Below are 18,417 nucleotides of genomic sequence, written 5' to 3'. Positions count from 1 at the left end.
AACGCAGGGAGAATCTATCCGTGACTGACTATCGCAAGCTCTTCGATCTCACCGGCAAGACGGCCGTGGTGCTGGGCGCCGCTTCCGGAATCGGCAAGTCGTCGGCCGAGGCGCTGGCCGGGCTTGGTGCCCGGGTCGTCTGCGCCGATCGTGCGCTCGACGCCGCCGAAGCAACCGCCGCCGGCATTCGTGAGAAGGGCGGCTGGGCCGAGGCGGCTGCGTGTGTCGCGGCGAGCGCCGCGGACGTCAACGCGCTGGCCAAGACCGTGATGCAGAAATTTTCGCGGCTCGACATCGCGGTGACGACGCCCGGGCTCAACATCCGCAAGACCATCCTCGACTACACCGAGGAGGATCTCGACCGCGTCCTCAACCTCAACATCAAGGGCACGGTGTGGTTCTTCCAGGCTTTCGGCCGCATCATGGTCGAGCAGAAGGGCGGCAGCATCATTGCCTGCTCCTCGGTGCGGGCGGTGACCATCGAGCCGGGCCTAGGCGTCTACGGCTCGACCAAGGCCGCGATCGGCCTGCTGGTGAAGGGCTTTGCGTCCGAGGTTGGACGCTCCGGTGTGCGGGTCAACGCGATCGCGCCGAGCATCGCCGAGACCGCGCTGACCGGTCCGTTCAAGCAGCGTCCCGATATCTACAATCTCTACGCCGGCCACACCGTGTTCAACCGCTGGAGCAGCGCCGACGAGGTCGCAACCGCCGTCGCCTATCTCGCCTCGGACGCAGCGAGCTATGTCAGCGGCAGCACGTTGTTCGTCGATGGCGGCTGGACCGCCGTCGACGGTCCGCCGACCGGCCTCACCCAGTTGAACACATAGGGCGGTTATCTAGCCGGTAAAGCCGGCGCGCTGGCGCAGATCCTTGCGGTCCGCGCCAGTCAACAACGCGATCAGCGCGGCCGCCTCCCTTGGATGTGCGGCCCGAATGGTCACGCCGGCCGTGTACATCGTCACCAGCTCGCAGCCCGGCGGCAGCGCTCCTGACAGCACGATGCCGTCGGTCGCGATGATCTCGGTCGCCTGCGTGCAGCCGATCGGATGCGCGGCGGTAGACGCCGCCAGCTCCCGCATCGCGGTCGCACCGTTGGGAAAGATCTTGAGGCGCGAAGCGACCTCATAGGCGATGCCGAGCTGATCCAGCACCTTTGCGACTTGCTGTCCCGCCGTCGAGGCTTTCGTATCCGGGACGTAGATCGCGTCGGCGCTGCGCAGCACTGCGCGCAGGTCAGCCTCGGTCTTCACGGTCACTCTGGGATCGCGGCTTCGGACCGCCAGCGCGGTCTCGACCCGTCCGACATCCGAGATCGAGGAGGGCACGACGAGCTTTTCTTCGGCAAGCTTTGCAAGCAGCGCCTGCGTCAGGATCACCAGATCGGCCGCCGTTCCCGCGCGCAGCTTGTCGGCCATGATGCCGACCGCGCCGAACTCGCCGTCGATGCCGAAGCCGGTCTGCGTCTTGAAGGGATCGCCGAGGCCGCGCACCAGGCCTTGCGCTGCGCCTCCGCTCAAAATGCTCACTGTCGTCACGATGCCTGCTCCATGGCTGCAATGATCTTGTCGCGGGTGATCGGCAGGTCGCGCACGCGCACGCCGAGGCAATCGTAACAGGCATTCGCGATCGCGGCCGTCACCGGACCGTGGGCGGCTTCGCCGGCGCCGACCGGCTCGATCTCCGGCCGCTGGACGATCTCGACATCTACCGCCGGCACCTCGCTGAAGGTGAGGATCGGATAGTCGGTCCAGGACGTCGATGTGATGCGCGTGCGATCGAAGCGGACGCGTTCCTTCAGCACCCAGCTCGTCGCCTGGATCGCGCCGCCCTCGATCTGGTTGATGACGCCGTCCGGGTTGATGGCCTCGCCGACATCGACCGCCAGCGTCAGCCGCTTGACGCGGATATCGTCAGTGCCTTCGATCTCCGCAATCGCGGCGCAATAGGCCCCGGTGTTCTTGTAGCGGGCGAAGCCGACGCCATGACCGATGCCGGACTGCTTCTGCGGTTTCCACTGCGCACGTCGTGCCGCCGCGCGAATCACCTCCTTTGCCCGTTCGTCGCGCAGATGACGCAGGCGGAACGCGATCGGGTCTTCGCCGCGCAGGGCGGCGATCTCGTCGAGCAGGGACTCGATGGCGAACACATTGCCTTGTCCGCCAAGTGTCCGCAGTGCCGAGGTCCGCACCGGCATGGTCAGCAGCCGGTGGCTTGTGATCGTCCAGGCCTTGAGCTCGTAGAGCGGAACGGAGTTGCGGTCGCCGCCGCCGCCATTGGCCGCGGGCGGATTGGTCGAGATCATGCGCGGGTAGGGGGTCGTAATCTCGGTTGCGGCAAGCAGCGCGGGCTGCGCTGCGCGCCCAGGCCGCGCCGCGTGGCCGTTGCTCCAGATCGCGTGGCGCCAACCGACGATCTCGTTGTCGGCATCGAGGTCGGCTTCGATCTCGATCGCCATCGCCGCGCCGAACGGTGCGTGGGACATCTCGTCGTGGCGCGACCACTGCACCCGCACCGGCCGTCCGCCGGCAGCCTTCGCCAGCAGCACGGCATCGAGCGCGACGTCGTCGGCGGCATTGTGTCCGTAGCAGCCCGCGCTTTCCATGTGCTCGACGACGATGTTTTCGGCCGGCAGCTTGAGCACGATCGCGAGGTCGGCGCGCAGCAGATAGACGCCCTGGCTGTGCGTCCACACGTGGACGCGATCGCCGTTCCATCGGGCCATCGCACAGGACGGTGCGATCGAGGCATGCGCGATGTAGGGACGGATGTATTGCCGGCGAAGGGTGCGAGCAGCCTTCTTTATCGTTGCCGCCGTGGTCCTGGTGTCGATGACGGTGGTCTCGACCGGCTGGCTCTTCAGGAATCCGGCGAGATCGGCTTCATCCGGCAGCGGCTCACCGGCTGACCATGTCGCGCCCTTGAGCAAGGCTTTCAGCGCGGCCTCCGCCGCGGCCTCGCTGTCGGCAACCACGCCGGAAAAGCCGCCGTCGCGGACGATCGCGACGAGGCCGGGAACGGCTCGTATCGCCGTCTCGTCGAGCGCGATCAGCTTGGCGCCCGAGATGTCCGGCCGCAGCACGCGCCCGTGCAGCAAGTCCGGCAGCGGACAGTCATGAATAAAACGCGGCCGCGCGAACACCTTGTCTGGAATGTCGACGCGCTGGACCGAATGTCCGGCCACAGTGCGTTTGGCGACCATCTTCGCTTTCGCGCCCGCTTTGGCGTCGTGGTCGAGCGAGACGTCACCGGCCAACTCCCAATAGCTGGTCCTGACATTGCCGGGACCCGAGATCGTGCCGTCATGGATGTCGAGCAGCGAGGCATCGACGCCGAGACGCTCCGATGCCGCGGCGAGGAAGCGCTGGCGGACCTCGGCACAGGCGTGGCGCAGCGCGCGGCCGGATTGCTGGACCGAAAGGCTGCCCGAGGTGACGCCCTCGTTCGGGCTCGCCGCCGTGGAGGCGCGGATCATCTCGATGCGGCCAATATCGACGTCGAGTTCGTCTGCTGCGATCTGCGCCAGGGCCGTGACGATGCCCTGGCCGATCTCGACCTTGCCGGGCGAGATCGCGACACGGCCATCGCCGGTGAGCTTCACCCAGGATGACAGCCTGGGATTGGCCGCAAGGCTGACCGGCAGTGTCGGGGCGGGGGGCGGCGCATTCATGATGTCGCCATCTCCGAGGCCGCCCGCAGCACGGCGCGGACCATGCGGTTGTGCGATCCGCAGCGGCACAGATTACGATCAAGCGCGGTCCTCACCTCGGCCTCCGTCGGCGACGGATTGCGCTTCAGCAGCGCCGCCGCGCTGATCAGGATCCCCGATACGCAATAGCCGCACTGCATCGCCTGCTCGGCGATAAGGGCACGTTGCAGCGGATGCGGTTGCTCCGCTGTGCCGAGGCCTTCGACCGTGACGACGTCCTTGTCCGCGACCGACCACATCGGCATGTCGCAAGAAGCCATCGCGCGGCCATCGACCATGACATGACAGGCGCCGCATTCACCGGCGCCGCAGCCGAAGTGCGCGCCCGTCATGCCGAGCCGGCCACGCAACACGTCGAGCAATGTCTGCTCCGGGTCCGCATCCACGGCCGCCGCCATACCGTTGAGCTGGAATTGAATCATCGGCATTGTCGCTCCACGGCCTCAGGACTTGTCGAACTTCTTGACCACGTCGGCCCATTTCTCGATGTCGCCGCGCAGGAACTTGTCGAATTCCTCCGGCGTCATCGACATGGGCACCGCGCCCTGCGCAGTCCAGAGCTTGACGATGTCGGGCCGCTTCACCATTGCGTTCACGGCGGCATTGAGCTTGTCGATCACGGGTTTCGGCGTGCCGGCCGGGGCCATCAGGCCGAGCCAGATCGTGGCTTCATAGCCTGCTACGCCCGCCTCGATCGCTGTCGGTACGTTCGGCAGCACGGCTGAGCGCTGCTTGCCGGTGGTCGCGAGGGCGCGGACCTGGTTCTCGCCGACGTTCGGCGCCATCGCCGGCACCGCGTCGATCATCATCTGCACCTGCCCGCCGATCACGCCACTGCGCGCCTCGCCACTGTTGCGGTAGGGGACGTGGACGAGATCGATGCCGGCCATGGCTTTGAACAGCTCGCCGGCCATGTGATAGGGCGTGCCCTGGCCGGAGGAGGCGTAGTTCAATTTGCCCGGCTGCGACTTGGCGAGCGCGACGAACTCCTGCAGCGTCTTCGCTCGTACTTGCGGGTTCACCACGATGACGAGATCTGAAGCGTTCACCGGTGCGATCGGCGCGAGGTCGCGCATCAGCTCGTATTTGCGCTTGTCCGGCGTCAGCAGGGATTCGTTCGCGGTCTGGGTGTTGGACATCATCAGCAGCGTGTAGCCGTCGGCGGGCGACTTCGCCGCTTCGACCGTGCCGATGACGCCGCCCGCGCCGGTGCGGTTCTCGATCACGAAGGGCTGGCCAAAACTCTCCTGGAGTGCATTGCCGATCTGCCGGGCCGCGACATCGGCCGGTCCGCCAGCGCCGAAGGGCACGACGATCCGGACCGCATGATTGGGATAGTCTTGCGCCAGGGACGGTGCTGCGGAGCATGCGCTGAGCAGGCCGGCGGCCAGCGCCAGCATGAATTGTCGGGCCGTCACACCCACCTCCCTGATGTCGTTCTTGTTGATCGGCACTGTAGCGGCAGGGGAGGCGGACTGTCGACGCCTCACAAGGCCGATGGTGCCTGGAATATCGGGCGGGTTTCGGTGTCTTGGAGCCGCTCTTCGCGGCCACGGCAGGAACCGGCGGCGCACGCGGTCTGAGCAAATCGCATGGGCGTTGCCGGATAAATACCCTCGGCTGACAGGTATTTTGGTGTTACCAAATTGGATATGAACCAGCACGCCAAGATCGAAATCCGCCATTCGACCTGTCCGCATGATTGCCCGTCGGCGTGTGCCCTCGATGTCGAGGTGGTCGAGGGACGCAGCATTGGTCGTGTCCGCGGTTCGAAAAAGCAGACCTATACGGCCGGCGTGATCTGCGCCAAGGTTGCCCGTTATGCCGAGCGCATCCATCATCCTGAACGGCTGATGTATCCGCTGCGCCGCACCGGGCCGAAAGGCTCCGGCCAATTCGCGCGGATCACCTGGGATGAGGCGCTGGACGAGATTGCCGATCGCTTCAACCAAGTCGAGCGCGAGTTCGGCGCGGAGTCAATCTGGCCCTATTATTACGCGGGCACGATGGGGCTGGTGATGCGCGACGGCCTCAATCGCCTCACGCATGTGAAGAAATATTCGCGGTTCTATCAGACCATCTGCGCCAATGTCGGGCGTATCGGGTTCGCGATCGGCACCGGCAAGATCGCCGGCGTCGATCCGCGCGAGATGGCGCTGTCCGATCTCGTGGTGATCTGGGGCACCAACCCCGTCAACACGCAGGTCAACGTGATGACGCACGCCGCCCGTGCGCGGAAGGAGCGTGGCGCCAAGATCGCGGCCGTCGACATCTACGACAACGAGACCATGAAGCAGGCGGACATCAAGATCATCCTGCGGCCCGGCACCGACGGCGCGTTCGCCTGCGGCGTGATGCATGTCCTGTTCCGCGACGGCTATGCCGATCGTGCCTATATGGACAAGTACACCGATTGCCCTGGCGAACTCGAGGCGCATCTGAAGACGCGCAACCCCGAATGGGCGTCCGCGATCTCGGGCGTGCCGGTGGCGGAAATCGAGGCCTTCGCCAGATTGGTCGGCGAGACCAAGCGAACCTTCTTCCGGCTCGGCTACGGCTTCACCCGCTCGCGCAACGGCGCGGCGCAGATGCATGCCGCGAACTGCATTCCTGCCGTGACCGGCGCCTGGCAATATGAAGGCGGCGGCGCCTTCTTCAACAATTTCGCGCTGTGGCACTTCAACGAATCCATCATCGAAGGTCACGACGCCATCGACCAGACCATCCGCGCGCTCGACCAGTCGCAGATCGGCCGCATCCTCACCGGCGATTCCAAGGCCCTGCACGGCAAGGGTCCGGTCAAGGCGCTGCTGATCCAGAACACCAATCCGATGACGGTGGCGCCGGAGCAGGCACTCGTGCGGCAGGGCTTTGCGCGCGAGGATTTGTTCGTCGCGGTGCACGAGCAGTTCATGACCGAGACGGCCGAGATAGCCGACATCGTGCTGCCGGCGACGATGTTCATGGAGCATGACGATCTCTATTACGGCGGCGGCCATCAGCACATCTCGGTCGGGCCGAAGCTGATCGACCCGCCCGGCGAATGCCGCTCCAACCACGAGGTCTTGCAGGCGCTGGCGCCGCGGCTTGGCGCCAGGCATCCGGGGTTCGAGCTGACGCCGCGTGAGTTGATCGACGCGACGCTGAAGCTGAGCGACCACGGCGACATTGCCGGCCTCGAAGCCGACCTCTGGCGCGACCTGCAGCCGGACTTCCGCACGTCGCATTATCTCGACGGTTTCGCCCATGCCGACAGGAAATTCCACTTCAAGGCCGATTGGGCGCATCCGCCGTTCGGCCAGAAGATGGGTGACTTCGACAAGATGCCGGCGCTGCCGGACCATTGGGCGGTGATTGAGCATTCCGACCAAGCCCATCCGTTCCGGCTTGCCACGAGCCCGTCGCGCAGCTTCCTCAATACCACCTTCAACGAGACGCCGTCCTCCCAGGCGCGCGAGGGCAAGGCGAGCGTGATGATCCATCCCCTGGATGCGGCCGCGCTCGACATCGCCGATGGCGACGCCGTGACGCTCGGCAACACCCGCGGTGAGACCACGCTGATCGCCACGCTGTTCGCAGGCGTGCGGCGCGGCGTGCTGATCGCGGAGTCCGTTCATCCCAACAAGAACCATATCGGCAACCGCGGCATCAACATGCTGACGGGCGCGGACACCATCGCGCCGATTGGCGGCGCCGCGTTCCACGACAACAAGGTCTGGATCAGGAAAGTGGTCGCGGCCTGAGCCGCGCTTCGATCGCCTTTCAAGTTTGTGTCGAGGCGCTAAAGCGGGGCCGAGCCGCAGATTGCCCTTGCACCTTCCGCCCGAGCTGCCGCAAATGGCCGCTAAACGGGAGCCCAAGGAAGCGAGCGCGCTATGACCGACACCACAGCCGTGATCACCGAGAAGCGCGGGCAGGCGCTCTGGATCACCATCAATCGGCCCGAAAAACGCAACGCGCTGAATGGCGAGGTCATCGCCGGCATCGCACGCGGCTATCGCGACGCCCATGACGACAAGGACGTCCGTGTCATCGTGCTGACGGGCGCGGGCGACAAGGCGTTCTGCGCCGGTGCGGATCTGCAGAACTCCGGCGCGGCTTTCGCGATGGATCATTCGAGACCGAATGTCGACTATGCCGATCTGCTGCGTTTGTCGCAGAACGCGACCAAGCCCGCGATTGCGCGCGTTGGCGGCGTCTGCATGGCGGGTGGCATGGGCCTGCTCTGCATGACCGACATGGCCGTCGCCGCCGATCACGTCATCTTCGGCCTGCCGGAAGTGAAGGTCGGCGTGTTCCCGATGCAGGTGTTGAGCCTGTTGCAGTCCATCGCGCCGCCGCGGCTCGTCAATGAATGGGCGCTGACCGGCGAGCCGTTCGACGCCAAGGCGGCGCAAGGAGCCGGCCTGCTCAATTATGTCGTGCCCACGGCCGAGCTGGATGCCAAGGTCGACTGGCTGATCGGTCGCATCGTCGACAAATCCCCGACGGCGATCCGTCGCGGCAAATACGCAATGCGCGCCATCGCCTCGATGTCGTTCGACGAGAGCATCGCCTACACCGAAAGCCAGATCGCACTGCTCGCCATGACCGAGGACGCCAAGGAAGGGCTGAAAGCGTTCAGCGAAAAGCGCAAGCCGGTGTGGACGGGAAAATAGACGATCCTTTTAGCGCATTCATCGTGTTGCCATCGGCCGACGTGCATTTATTCCGAGGGGAGATTGGCGTTGAGCCGAATCGACTGGCTTCCTGTCGTTTTTGATCGCGCGTGCGATGATCGGGCTTGGCGTGGCGGGGGCGCTGACGGCAGGACTTAAGTCCATCATCCTTTGGTTCCCCAGGGAACGAGTCGCCTTGCTCAACGGCTACATGATCATGCTGGGATCACACGGCTGAGACGATATTCGCGATGCTGGCCGTGCTATTTATCGCAGCCGAGCTAGCCTTGATCCTGCGAGTACCTCTGCCGTCCATCTTGCCCTGGTCGGTTGTCGCAATCATCGGAACGGCAACTGTGGTCAGCTTTGCCGTGATAGCTGATTACTTTCCGTCGGAGCTTGCCGGCCGTGCCAATGGCGCCTTGAACGTCTTGCACTTTGGTTGGGCATTTCTGGCACAATACGCGACCGGACTGATCAGATCGCGGCGTTGGTTTGGTTCGGGCTACCTTGGATCCAATCCTTTGCTTGCTGGATGAATTCAGTCCCTTCCACCATGCCGGTCAGAGCTTTCGACGTGGTCGAAGCAAGCATTTTCTGCGAGCAATCGGACGGCGAGGTGGAGTGGTGACCCGCGCGACCTAAGCGCCACTCTCCGTCGTGACGAGGCTGTCGAGGCGTCGCTTGGCGCCGGTCGCGATGGATTCTGCCATCGCCTGCGGGAAATCCTTCGGCAGCTTCGCAATCGTTGCGTCGATCTTCGTGCCAGCCGTATCCGCGAGCTCTTCGATGATACCCCGAACCACGCTGTCGGGCAGGCCGCAATTCTTTGCGGTTTGCACGAGATGTCGGCCGAGAATCGTGTGTACTACGTAGTGGCGACTATTGCCGATCGCCATGGCAAGTTTCATCTGGTTTTGCGTGATCTGCTTGGCATCGAGGCTCGGTTGCGTTGAGATGATGTCGTACAGCGGGGCGAGGACGAATCGTCCGCCTGGCGAGAGGTGGATGCTGAAATTCTTGGCGTGGCCGTCAGTCGCCGCCAGAAGCCAGAAAACGATTTGTGCCTTGAAGAAGGTCGCCTGGTCGGTCGCCGGTGTATCGCTGCCTTTGAGGAGATCAGAGATATTTCGGATGCCCGGGCCGCCGTCCGATTCGTATTTGCGCCCGGGCGGGACGGAAAGCGCCTGACAGCAATCTTCCTGTGGCAAGCGCAGAAGTCGTCCGTCGTGCGCCCATGTGCGGTCGAAGCGCTCAATGGCGAGCACGCGCCGGCCCGCGAAATCAACGATGCGCGACTTGGCGACGGGCAAGTCGAGCGCGGCGACGAGCTTCAGGCAGAGATGCTCGTTTTCAACGCTGTGGGTCAGGTCGACGCCGTTCGGTAACCTGCCGATCTGCGGTTTGATGATGTGCGTGGTGGCGGTCGTGCCGTGCGGCACATGCCACTTGTCCTTCCAGTAGAGAAGGGCGGTTTTTTCCTGGGCTCCAGCCAGAGAGATACGAAACTCCTGATCGGGACCGATGCCGAGCGGATTGTTGGCGAGATTGGCAAGGATCGCCGCGATGTCCTGGTCGCTCGCGACGCGAGCGTCAATCGCGCCCGCCGCTCCGGGTGCCGTTCCATCCGGAAGGAATTGCAGGGCGCCGACACAGTCGCGGCCGATCGCGGAAAGCAGGTTGTAAGCATCGGCTCCGCCGGCATGCGCGCGTTCGGCGACACGCCGGCGGATGTCGTCGTTATCGGGAAGCAGGTTATCGACGACTGCAATGACGGGGTCTCCGATATAGCGGTCTTCGCGTAGAGGCATCGATACCGAGACCGGGATGGCGTTCTCCCATCCCAGCCAGGCTTCGTCGTATTGGAAATCGATGGCGCCGCTGCTCTCCCGCCGCAGCCGCCCGACCAGACGAGCGTTTAGGTAGACGTTGATAGGCGCTCGGATAGGACGGCGTCCCATCAGAACAGATCCTCGATGGCTTTGGCCGACACCTTCGTGCGTGGTCGGAGGACCAGTTCCAGGTCGAGCGCGGCCAGCGCATCCATGAGGATGCGCAGTTGCGTCGCTGGTTCGCCGGCCTCCAGCTTCGAGACAGTCGCTTGGCGCGCGTGCATCTTGTCGCCCAGGCCGCCCTGGGTGAGTTTTTTTTGCCGGCGGTGCCGCTTAATGGCGGCGCCAAGCTGCTGCGGGGTGCGAGCGATCCTATCCATTTGGAGTTTGATACGCGAACGCGTATAAAATATCAATATACCTGGATGCGTATAAAGAGAAGTATACGAGATCGCGTATATAATATAAATATACGCGATCGCGTATAGCGCTTTGGCCCGATCACACCACAGGCGGACCCTCCGGTAAGAGAACAGCGCCTCCACAGTAGTGGCTTGAACCACGTTAGCATCTAGGAACTCGAACCCTCGACAAGCGATCCTACGCGGCGCACTCTATAAGGTCTTGTCAAGCGCAGGGGCCCTGGGTACGTGGGATCACTACCCCGCGTTGGCCTTCAACCCTGCCGCCTGGATGCCCGCCAACGCGCACGCCTCGTCGTTGTCCGAGGTGTCGCCGGAGACGCCGACGGCGCCGAGCAGCGTCGTGCCGTCCATGATCAGCACGCCGCCGGGGACCGGCACCAGCGCACCCTTGGCCATGGTGTTCACGGCGTCAATGAAATAGGCCTGCTCCTGCGCGCGCTGGAAGAGTGCGCGCGAGCCCATGCCGAGCGCGAGCGCGCCATAGGCCTTGCCGTGGGCGATCTCGGCGCGCATCAGGCTGGTGCCGTCCTGCGCCGCGGCGATCTTGAGCACCCCGCGGGCGTCGAGGATGGTGACGACCAGCGGCTTCAGCTTTAGCTCGGTGGATTTTGCGAAGGCGGCGTCGAGGATCTTGCGGGCGGTGTCGAGGGTGAGGTCAGCCATGGCTGGTTTCCTTTGCAAGGGGAGGGGTTGTGGATCGGATCTCGGCGCGATCGAGGCTCATCGCCAGCACGCGCGCGACGTGAAGCGCTTCGCGCTGGGCGCCGTCGTGGATCTGGTGTCGGCAGGAGGTACCGTCGGCGACGAGCAGCGTATTCTGGTCCGCGCGCCGCACGGCGGGTAGCAGCGAGAGCTCGGCCATCTCGATCGAGGCATCGTAGGTGTCCGCGCCATAACCGAAGGCGCCGGCCATGCCGCAGCAGCTCGACTCGATGGTCTGGACCTCAAGGTTGGGAATGAGGCGCAGCACCTGCTCGACCGGCTTGAACGCGCCGAAGGATTTTTGATGGCAATGGCCGTGCACCAGGGCTTTGTCGGCGATCGCGCCGAGCGGCAGTTGCAGCCGCCCGGCCTCGGCCTCGCGCACCAGGAATTCCTCGAAGGTTAGCGCGTGGGCGCCGACGGCCTTGGCGTCGTCGTCCTTGCGCAGCGAGGCGAGCTCGTCGCGCAAGGTCAAAAGGCAGCTTGGCTCAAGCCCGACGATCGGGACGCCGCGCGCGGCGAAGGGCGCGAATGTGGCGACAAGACGATCGAGCTCGGATCTGGCTTCGTCGACGAGGCCCGCAGACAGGAAGGTGCGGCCGCAGCACAGCGGACGGCCGCTGCTTACTGGCTTCGGCAGATGCACGCGATAGCCGCCGGCCGCGAGCACGCGCAACGCGGCATCGAGGTTTTCGCGCTCATAGATGCGGTTGAAGGTGTCGGCGAACAGCACGACCTCGCGGCCGGTTTCCGGCCCGACCGCTTCGGCCGGCGGCACGAACACGTCGCTCCGGAAGGCGGGGAGCGCGCGGCGCGCGCTGAGGCCGGCAAAGCGCTCGAACAGTTTTCGCAGCAGCGGGCTGCAGTTGCGCAAATTCGCCAGCGGCGCGAACCGCGACGCGAGGCCGGCATAGCGCGGCAGATAGCCGACCAGCCGGTCGCGCAAGGTCAGGCCATGCGAGGCCGCGCGCGCGGCGAGCACCTCGATCTTCATCTTGGCCATGTCGACGCCGGTTGGGCATTCGTGGCGACAGGCCTTGCAGGACACGCAGAGCTTCAGCGTCTCCATCATCTCGTCGGAGGAGAGCGCGCCCGCGCCAAGCTGGCCGGAGATCGCGAGCCGCAATGTGTTGGCGCGGCCTCGCGTCACGTCCTTCTCGTTGTGCGTCGCGCGGTAGGACGGGCACATCACGCCGCCCTCGAGCTTTCGGCAGGCGCCGTTGTTGTTGCACATCTCGACCGCGCCCTGAAAACCGCCGCCGGCCCCGGGATAAGCGGACCAGTCGAGCTTTGTCTTGAGCTCGGCGACGCGATACTCGGGCTTGAAGCGGAATAGCGAACGATCATCCATCTTCGGTGCGTCGACGATCTTGCCGGGATTGAGCACGCCCTCGGGATCGAAGCGCTGCTTCACCTCGCGGAAGTCGGCGACCAGGCGCTCGCCGAACATGGTCTCGTGGAATTCGGAGCGCACCAGGCCATCGCCGTGCTCGCCGGAATGCGAGCCCTTGTATTCGCGCACCAGTTCGAAGGCTTCCTCGGCGATGGCCCGCATCGCCTTGACGTCCTTGTCCAGCTTCAAATTCAGCACCGGCCGCACATGCAGGCAGCCTTCGGAGGCGTGAGCATACATCGTGCCGCTGGTGCCGTGCTTGGCGAACACCTCGCTCAGCCGCGCGGTGTAGTCGGCGAGATGCGGCAACGGCACGGCGCAGTCCTCGACGAAGGAGACCGGCTTGCCCTCCTGCTTCATCGACATCATGACATTGAGGCCAGCGGCGCGGAAATCGGCGATCCCGCTCTGGAGCGCGGGCTCGGTGATCTCCACCACGCCGCCCCATTTGCGCTTGTCGTTGTTCCAGCCGAAGCCGAGATCGCCCATCAGCTCGCCGAGCTGCTTCAGGCGCACGAGGTTGTCCGCCTGATCCTCCTCGGCGAACTCGACCACGAGCACCGCATCCGGATCACCCTTGATCGCGGCGGAGATGATGGGCCTGAACATCGCGATGTCGCGGCCGAGTGCGAGCATGGTGCGGTCAACCAGCTCGACCGCGATCGGCTTCAGCTTGACCAGATGCTGGGCCGCGTCCATCGCCTCGTAAAAACTGCCGAAATGGCAGATGCCGAGCGCCTTGTTGCGGATCACGGGCCACAGCTTCAGCTCGACCTTGGTGGTGAAGGCGAGGGTGCCCTCGGAGCCGACGAGAAGGTGGGCCATGTTGTTGCGTGCATTGCGCGGCACCAGCGCATCGAGATTGTAGCCGCCGACACGACGCTGCACCTTTGGGAAGCGCGCCGCGATCTCCCCGGCTTCGCGGGCGCCGAGATCGAGCATGTCGCGGAACAGGGCGCGCGCGCTGGCGTTCGCATCGAGATCGGAGAGATCGCGCGACACCTCGCCGTATTGGCTCAGCGTGCCGTCGGCGAGCGCGGCCTCCATCGACAGCGTGTTGTCGCGCATGGTGCCATAGCGCAAGCTACGGCCGCCGCAGGAATTGTTGCCCGCCATGCCGCCGATGGTGGCGCGCGACGCCGTGGAGACGTCGACCGGAAACCAGAGGCCGTGTTTCTTCAGTTGGCGGTTGAGGTCGTCGAGCACGATGCCCGGCTCGACCACGCAGGTGCGCCCTTCGACGTCGAGCGACAGGATCCGGTTCAGGTGCTTCGAGAGATCGACCACGAGGCCGTCATTGACGGTCTGGCCGCATTGCGAGGTGCCGCCGCCGCGCGGGGTCACCTTCAGTCCCTCGTCGCGCGCGATCGCCAGCGCTCGCAAAGCCTCGTCCATGGTGCGCGGCACCACGACGCCATAGGGCATGATCTGGTAGAACGACGCGTCCGTGGCGTAGCGGCCCCGGCTGAAAGCGTCGACCAGGACGTCGCCGGTCATTTCCCCGGCCAGACGTGCCGCGATGCCGTCCTTTTTGGCCGAATCCTGTGATTTCCCGGGCACTTCCGCCGCCATGGTCCGCTCTTGCCTGTTCGCCGCCCCCGTCTTGCCTCCGGTCACGGCCCTTGGCAAGGCGAGCCCTGCTTCTTGTGCATTGACGGACCCCGCCCGGCGAGGGACAAGCCCGGCGAATAGTGATATTCGAGCGGCTCGCGCAGCCCCCTTCAGTCCGAAAGGCTCGAAGTCAAGCTGGGCTTAAGCCAAGGCAGACTCAAAGACCGGGAAGGACGCCGATGACCGTGCATACTGGAAGGCATTTTCTCCAGATTCCAGGACCGACCAACGTGCCCGACCGGGTGCTGCGGGCGATGGACATGCCGACGCTGGACCATCGCGGTCCGGAGTTCGCCGAGCTCGGTTTCGCCGTCCTCGCCGGCATGCAGCGGGTGTTCCGCACCAAGCAGCCCGTGATCATCTTCCCCTCGTCCGGCACCGGCGCCTGGGAAGCTGCGATGGTCAACGTGCTCGCGCCCGGCGACAAGGTCCTGATGTGCGAGACCGGCCAGTTCGCCGTGCTGTGGCGTGGCATCGCCGACAAGTTCAAGCTCGACGTCGACTTCATCCCAAGCGACTGGCGCCATGGTGCCGACCTCGCCGAGATGGAGAAGCGCCTTGCCGCCGACAAGCAGCACACCATCAAGGCGGTTTGCGTCGTCCACAACGAGACCTCGACCGGCTGCGTGACGCCGCCGCTGGAGGTGCGCAAGCTGCTCGACCGGGTCAAGCATCCCGCGCTGCTGATGGTCGACACCATCTCCGGCCTCGGCTCGATCGAGTATGAGCACGATGCCTGGGGCATCGACGTCTCGGTCGCCGGCTCGCAGAAGGGCCTGATGCTGCCGCCCGGCCTCGGCTTCAACGCCGTCTCGGAGAAGGCGCTCGCGGTGGCCAAGGCCAACCCCGGCATGCGCTCCTATTGGGACTGGCAGGAGGTCATCGGCTTCAACAAGCTCGGCACCTTCCCCTATACACCCGCGACCAATTTGCTCTACGGCCTGCGCGAGGCGATCAAGATGCTGGAAGAGGAGGGGCTCGAGAACGTCTGGACCCGCCACAAGCGCCACAGCGCGGCGACGCGTGCCGCGATCAAGGTCTGGGGCCTGGAGACGCAGTGCGCCGACCCTGCCGCTCATTCGCCGGCGTTGACCGGCGTGCGCGTGCCTGATGGCCACGATGCCGATGCCTTCCGCAAGGTGGTGCTGGAAAACTTCGACATGTCGCTTGGCACCGGCCTGAACAAGGTCAAGGGCAAGGTGTTCCGCATCGGCCATATCGGCCATTTCAACGATCTGATGCTGATGGGGACGCTCGCCGGCGTCGAGATGGGCCTCGATCTTGCAAAGATCCCGCACCGAAGCGGCGGCGTGTTGGCGGCCATGGACGTCCTGAAGGGACGCGACGTGGTGCAGATGACCAAGGCCCAGGTAGCTTAAAGGCCCAGGCGGCCTGAAGGCTCAGGTTGCCTGAGCCAACTTCGAGAAAAGAGAGCGCGCGATGAACGCACCGACGACTGCCAACGAAGACCTACTCTACTCCGTCACGGACGGCATCGCGCGGATCACCTTCAACCGCCCGCAGGCGCGCAACGCACTGACCTTCGCCATGTACGAGCGCATGGCGGAGATTTGCCAGGAGATCAACGCCGACCGCTCGATCAAGGCGCTGATCCTGACCGGCGCCGGCGACAAGGCGTTTGCCTCCGGCACCGACATTTCTCAATTCCGTGCGTTCAAAACCGCGCAGGATGCGCTCGACTATGAGGCCCGCATCGATCGCGTGCTCGGCACACTCGAGCAGTGCCGCGTGCCCGTGATCGCAGCGATCGCGGGGGCATGCACCGGCGGCGGTGCCGGCATTGCGGCTTGCTGCGACCTCCGCATCGGGACCGAAACGACGCGCATCGGGTTTCCGATCGCGCGCACGCTCGGCAACTGCCTGTCGATGTCGAATATCAGCCGCGTCGTCTCGCTGGTCGGCCCCGCCCGCACCAAGGATATGATCTTCAAGGCGCGCCTCGTCGAGGCGCCGGAAGCACTGGCCCTCGGCCTCCTCACCGAGGTCGTCCCTGATGTCGAGACGCTGCAGCGCCGCGCCGACGAGACCGCCAGGCTCGTGGCGAGCCACGCCCCGCTGACGCTTGAAGCGACCAAGGAGGCAGTGCGCCGCATCCGCCGCACGCTGTCGCGCGAAGAGGGCGAGGATCTGATCCTCAAGGCCTATATGAGCGAAGATTTCCGCGAGGGAATGGACGCCTTCCTCAACAAGCGCACGCCGAACTGGAAGGGCAAGTAGCGCATCTCCGGCTTAGCTTCGTCAGCCGAAAGTCATAGGCAGCGGCATGCCCGCGTGCTTGAACTCGCCGGCGTTAGTCCGCACAATGCGCCGATAAATTCCTGGCAAACTAAGCCAACAATAACCCGGGGACGAAACTCGTGCAAATTCTAGTGAAAGCTGTTGGCGTTGCAGCGGCGCTATCGTTGAGCGCACCGGCCCTTGCCGGCTGGGAGCCGAGCAAGCCGGTCGAGATCGTGGTCGCGGCGGGCGCGGGCGGCGCCTCCGACCAGATGGCGCGGATGATGCAGGCCGCGATCCAGAAGAACAATCTGATGAAGCAGCCGATTGTGGTCTCGCTCAAGGGCGGGGCTTCGGGCGCGGAAGCCCTCATGTACATGAAATCCAGCGAGGGCGACCCCAACAAGGTGCTGATCGCCTATTCACTGATCTACATGCTGCCGCTGTCGGCGAAGATTCCGTTCAACTGGCGTGAGCTGACCCCGGTTTCGGTGATCGCGCTCGACCAGTTCGTGCTGTGGGACAACAGCGCGGGTCCCCGGACGGTGAAGGAGTTCGTCGCGGCCGCGAAGGCGGCGAGCGCGCCGTTCAAGATGGGCGGCACCGGCTCCAAGCGCGAGGATCACGTGCTGACCGTGTTCCTCGAGCAGAAGACCGGCGCGAAATTCTCCTATCTGCCCTACAAGTCCGGCGGCGAGGCCGCGACCCAGCTGGTCGGCAACCACACCGAATCCAACGTCAACAATCCATCCGAGAATCTTGAGGTCTGGCGCGCGGGCCAGGTGCGCCCGCTCTGCGTGTTCGACAAGGAGCGAATCTCCTACACCAGCAAAGTGACGGAGACGCAGTCCTGGGCCGACATCCCCACCTGCAAGGAGGAGGGTGTCGATGTGCAGTATCTGATGCTGCGCGCGATGTTCCTGCCCGGCAAGGTCACGGCGGAACAGCAGGCGTTCTATGTCGAGCTGTTCCATAAGGTGACGCAGACCGCGGAATACAAGGACTACATGGAAAAGCAGGCGCTGAAGCCGATCTTCCTCACCGGAAAGGACATGGTGCAATTCCTCGAGGAGGACGATGCAGTCAACAAGTCGCTGATGACGGAAGCCGGATTCGTCGCGAAGTGATTGCTTCACCTCGCCCCGCTTGCGGGGAGAGGTCGCATCGGATCGAAGAAGCGATGCGGGTGAGGGGGACTCTCCGCGAGTCCGTCTATCACCGTCCTCGTGGGGACTTCCCTCCCTCACCCTAACCCTCTCCCCGTAGACGGGAGAGGGGATTGGCCCCAGCGATTGTTGTTCGTTCATGCCCCAAACCGATCTTGAAATCGTCGTTGACGATCCGACCGCGCCCGAAGACGACTCGCCTTCCGTCGTCTCCTCCGGCACGATCGAGATATTCGTCTGTCTCCTGTTGCTCGCGCTGGCCGCCACCCTCGGTTACGACAATTGGCGCACCGGCGCCTCCTGGGATTCGACCGGGCCGGAGCCCGGTTATTTCCCGTTCTACCTCTCCGTCATTCTCGGTGGTGCCAGCCTCTACGGCCTGATCGTGGCGCTGGTCGCGCACCGCGCGGCGCCCGAGACCTTCGTCACGCGCGCGCAAGCCCGCCGCGTGATGGCGGTGTTCGTGCCGACGCTGCTGTTCTGCCTGGCGACGCAGTTTCTCGGCCTCTATGTCGCGAGTTTCCTGCTGATCGCCAGCTTCATGCGCCTCGTCGGCAAGATCGCGCCGTGGAAGTCGCTGCTCACCGCTATCGTATTCACGGCGATCATGTTCGTCACCTTCGACATCGCCTTCGACGTCATCATGCCGAAAGGGCCGCTCGAAGCGGCCTTCGGCCACTAAGGCG

At 64.7% G+C, this 18,417-nt stretch carries 16 protein-coding genes; 8 read left to right on the top strand and 8 right to left on the bottom strand.

Going from position 1 to position 18,417, the window contains the following annotated elements:
- Positions 1-20: 20 nt before the first annotated feature.
- Complete coding sequence (locus tag C7G41_RS31520; protein ID WP_106946181.1) at positions 21-827, top strand: SDR family NAD(P)-dependent oxidoreductase; 807 nt, start codon at positions 21-23, stop codon at positions 825-827.
- A gap of 9 nt (positions 828-836) precedes the next feature.
- Here C7G41_RS31520 and C7G41_RS31515 read toward each other — a convergent pair whose 3' ends face one another.
- Genes C7G41_RS31515 through C7G41_RS31500 form a run of 4 tightly spaced genes read right to left on the bottom strand, consistent with a single transcriptional unit; the run spans position 837 to position 5,106 of the window.
- Positions 837-1,535: a substrate-binding domain-containing protein gene (locus tag C7G41_RS31515; protein ID WP_106946180.1), complete on the bottom strand. Its 699-nt coding sequence runs from the start codon at positions 1,533-1,535 to the stop codon at positions 837-839.
- Positions 1,532-3,667: a molybdopterin cofactor-binding domain-containing protein gene (locus C7G41_RS31510; RefSeq protein ID WP_106946179.1), complete on the bottom strand. Its 2,136-nt coding sequence runs from the start codon at positions 3,665-3,667 to the stop codon at positions 1,532-1,534. The genes C7G41_RS31515 and C7G41_RS31510 overlap by 4 nt, the downstream gene beginning before the upstream one ends.
- A complete protein-coding gene (locus C7G41_RS31505; RefSeq protein WP_106946178.1) occupies positions 3,664-4,134 on the bottom strand; it encodes a (2Fe-2S)-binding protein in 471 nt (156 codons plus the stop codon). Before C7G41_RS31505 ends, C7G41_RS31510 begins: the two co-directional genes overlap by 4 nt.
- 15 nt (positions 4,135-4,149) lie before the next feature.
- The gene (locus tag C7G41_RS31500; RefSeq protein ID WP_199198716.1) at positions 4,150-5,106 is read right to left on the bottom strand and encodes a tripartite tricarboxylate transporter substrate binding protein; all 957 of its coding nucleotides are present in this window, start codon (positions 5,104-5,106) and stop codon (positions 4,150-4,152) included.
- Positions 5,107-5,358: 252 nt separating this feature from the next.
- On the opposite strand from C7G41_RS31500, the gene C7G41_RS31495 reads away from it, so the two are divergent.
- The 3 genes from C7G41_RS31495 (at position 5,359) to C7G41_RS38455 (ending at position 8,903) form a co-directional block, all read left to right on the top strand.
- Positions 5,359-7,449, top strand: a complete 2,091-nt coding sequence (locus C7G41_RS31495) for a molybdopterin-dependent oxidoreductase (RefSeq protein ID WP_106946177.1) — start codon at positions 5,359-5,361, stop codon at positions 7,447-7,449.
- Between the two features lie 132 nt (positions 7,450-7,581).
- Positions 7,582-8,364 (top strand): enoyl-CoA hydratase/isomerase family protein, encoded by a 783-nt coding sequence (locus C7G41_RS31490; protein ID WP_106946176.1) that lies wholly within the window; start codon positions 7,582-7,584, stop codon positions 8,362-8,364.
- Positions 8,365-8,615: 251 nt separating this feature from the next.
- Positions 8,616-8,903: a hypothetical protein gene (locus C7G41_RS38455; RefSeq protein WP_245446814.1), complete on the top strand. Its 288-nt coding sequence runs from the start codon at positions 8,616-8,618 to the stop codon at positions 8,901-8,903.
- 102 nt (positions 8,904-9,005) lie between these two features.
- Here the strand turns inward: C7G41_RS38455 and C7G41_RS31480 are convergent, their stop codons facing one another.
- The 4 genes from C7G41_RS31480 to C7G41_RS31465 form a co-directional block, all read right to left on the bottom strand.
- Positions 9,006-10,325, bottom strand: coding sequence for a type II toxin-antitoxin system HipA family toxin (locus C7G41_RS31480; protein WP_106946175.1), 1,320 nt, complete (start codon positions 10,323-10,325; stop codon positions 9,006-9,008).
- Positions 10,325-10,576 (bottom strand): helix-turn-helix domain-containing protein, encoded by a 252-nt coding sequence (locus tag C7G41_RS31475; protein ID WP_106946224.1) that lies wholly within the window; start codon positions 10,574-10,576, stop codon positions 10,325-10,327. Before C7G41_RS31475 ends, C7G41_RS31480 begins: the two co-directional genes overlap by 1 nt.
- Positions 10,577-10,855: 279 nt before the next feature.
- On the bottom strand, positions 10,856-11,284 hold the full coding sequence (locus C7G41_RS31470) for a heme-binding protein (protein ID WP_106946174.1): 429 nt from the start codon (positions 11,282-11,284) through the stop codon (positions 10,856-10,858).
- Complete coding sequence (locus C7G41_RS31465) at positions 11,277-14,288, bottom strand: FAD-binding and (Fe-S)-binding domain-containing protein (RefSeq protein ID WP_199198710.1); 3,012 nt, start codon at positions 14,286-14,288, stop codon at positions 11,277-11,279. Before C7G41_RS31465 ends, C7G41_RS31470 begins: the two co-directional genes overlap by 8 nt.
- A gap of 218 nt (positions 14,289-14,506) precedes the next feature.
- Between C7G41_RS31465 and C7G41_RS31460 the strand changes: the two genes are divergently transcribed.
- The 4 genes from C7G41_RS31460 to C7G41_RS31445 all read left to right on the top strand — a co-directional run bounded on the left by C7G41_RS31460 (position 14,507) and on the right by C7G41_RS31445 (position 18,413).
- Positions 14,507-15,706 carry an alanine--glyoxylate aminotransferase family protein gene (locus C7G41_RS31460; protein WP_106946173.1) on the top strand — a complete coding sequence of 400 codons (1,200 nt, stop codon included), beginning with the start codon at positions 14,507-14,509 and terminating at the stop codon, positions 15,704-15,706.
- Between the two features lie 61 nt (positions 15,707-15,767).
- The gene (locus C7G41_RS31455; protein ID WP_106946172.1) at positions 15,768-16,565 is read left to right on the top strand and encodes an enoyl-CoA hydratase/isomerase family protein; all 798 of its coding nucleotides are present in this window, start codon (positions 15,768-15,770) and stop codon (positions 16,563-16,565) included.
- A 140-nt stretch (positions 16,566-16,705) separates the two neighbouring features.
- Positions 16,706-17,692, top strand: coding sequence for a tripartite tricarboxylate transporter substrate-binding protein (locus tag C7G41_RS31450; RefSeq protein ID WP_199198709.1), 987 nt, complete (start codon positions 16,706-16,708; stop codon positions 17,690-17,692).
- A gap of 178 nt (positions 17,693-17,870) precedes the next feature.
- Positions 17,871-18,413, top strand: coding sequence for a tripartite tricarboxylate transporter TctB family protein (locus C7G41_RS31445; RefSeq protein WP_106946170.1), 543 nt, complete (start codon positions 17,871-17,873; stop codon positions 18,411-18,413).
- The last annotated feature ends 4 nt before the right edge of the window (positions 18,414-18,417 follow it).

This window comes from Bradyrhizobium sp. MOS002, from assembly GCF_003020115.1.
Taxonomy (GTDB): Bacteria; Pseudomonadota; Alphaproteobacteria; order Rhizobiales; family Xanthobacteraceae; genus Bradyrhizobium.
The sequence above is the reverse complement of the archived record's forward strand: the minus strand, read 5'-3'. Positions and strand labels throughout refer to the sequence as shown.

Coding starts and splice junctions, on each gene's coding strand:
- C7G41_RS31475 (WP_106946224.1), bottom strand. CDS start 10,576: ATGGATAGGATCGCTCGCACCCCGCAGCAGCTTGGCGCCGCCATTAAG.
- C7G41_RS31445 (WP_106946170.1), top strand. CDS start 17,871: ATGCCCCAAACCGATCTTGAAATCGTCGTTGACGATCCGACCGCGCCC.
- C7G41_RS31510 (WP_106946179.1), bottom strand. CDS start 3,667: ATGAATGCGCCGCCCCCCGCCCCGACACTGCCGGTCAGCCTTGCGGCC.
- C7G41_RS31460 (WP_106946173.1), top strand. CDS start 14,507: ATGACCGTGCATACTGGAAGGCATTTTCTCCAGATTCCAGGACCGACC.
- C7G41_RS31465 (WP_199198710.1), bottom strand. CDS start 14,288: ATGGCGGCGGAAGTGCCCGGGAAATCACAGGATTCGGCCAAAAAGGAC.
- C7G41_RS31470 (WP_106946174.1), bottom strand. CDS start 11,284: ATGGCTGACCTCACCCTCGACACCGCCCGCAAGATCCTCGACGCCGCC.
- C7G41_RS31490 (WP_106946176.1), top strand. CDS start 7,582: ATGACCGACACCACAGCCGTGATCACCGAGAAGCGCGGGCAGGCGCTC.
- C7G41_RS31480 (WP_106946175.1), bottom strand. CDS start 10,325: ATGGGACGCCGTCCTATCCGAGCGCCTATCAACGTCTACCTAAACGCT.
- C7G41_RS31500 (WP_199198716.1), bottom strand. CDS start 5,106: ATGCTGGCGCTGGCCGCCGGCCTGCTCAGCGCATGCTCCGCAGCACCG.
- C7G41_RS31455 (WP_106946172.1), top strand. CDS start 15,768: ATGAACGCACCGACGACTGCCAACGAAGACCTACTCTACTCCGTCACG.
- C7G41_RS31495 (WP_106946177.1), top strand. CDS start 5,359: ATGAACCAGCACGCCAAGATCGAAATCCGCCATTCGACCTGTCCGCAT.
- C7G41_RS38455 (WP_245446814.1), top strand. CDS start 8,616: ATGCTGGCCGTGCTATTTATCGCAGCCGAGCTAGCCTTGATCCTGCGA.
- C7G41_RS31505 (WP_106946178.1), bottom strand. CDS start 4,134: ATGCCGATGATTCAATTCCAGCTCAACGGTATGGCGGCGGCCGTGGAT.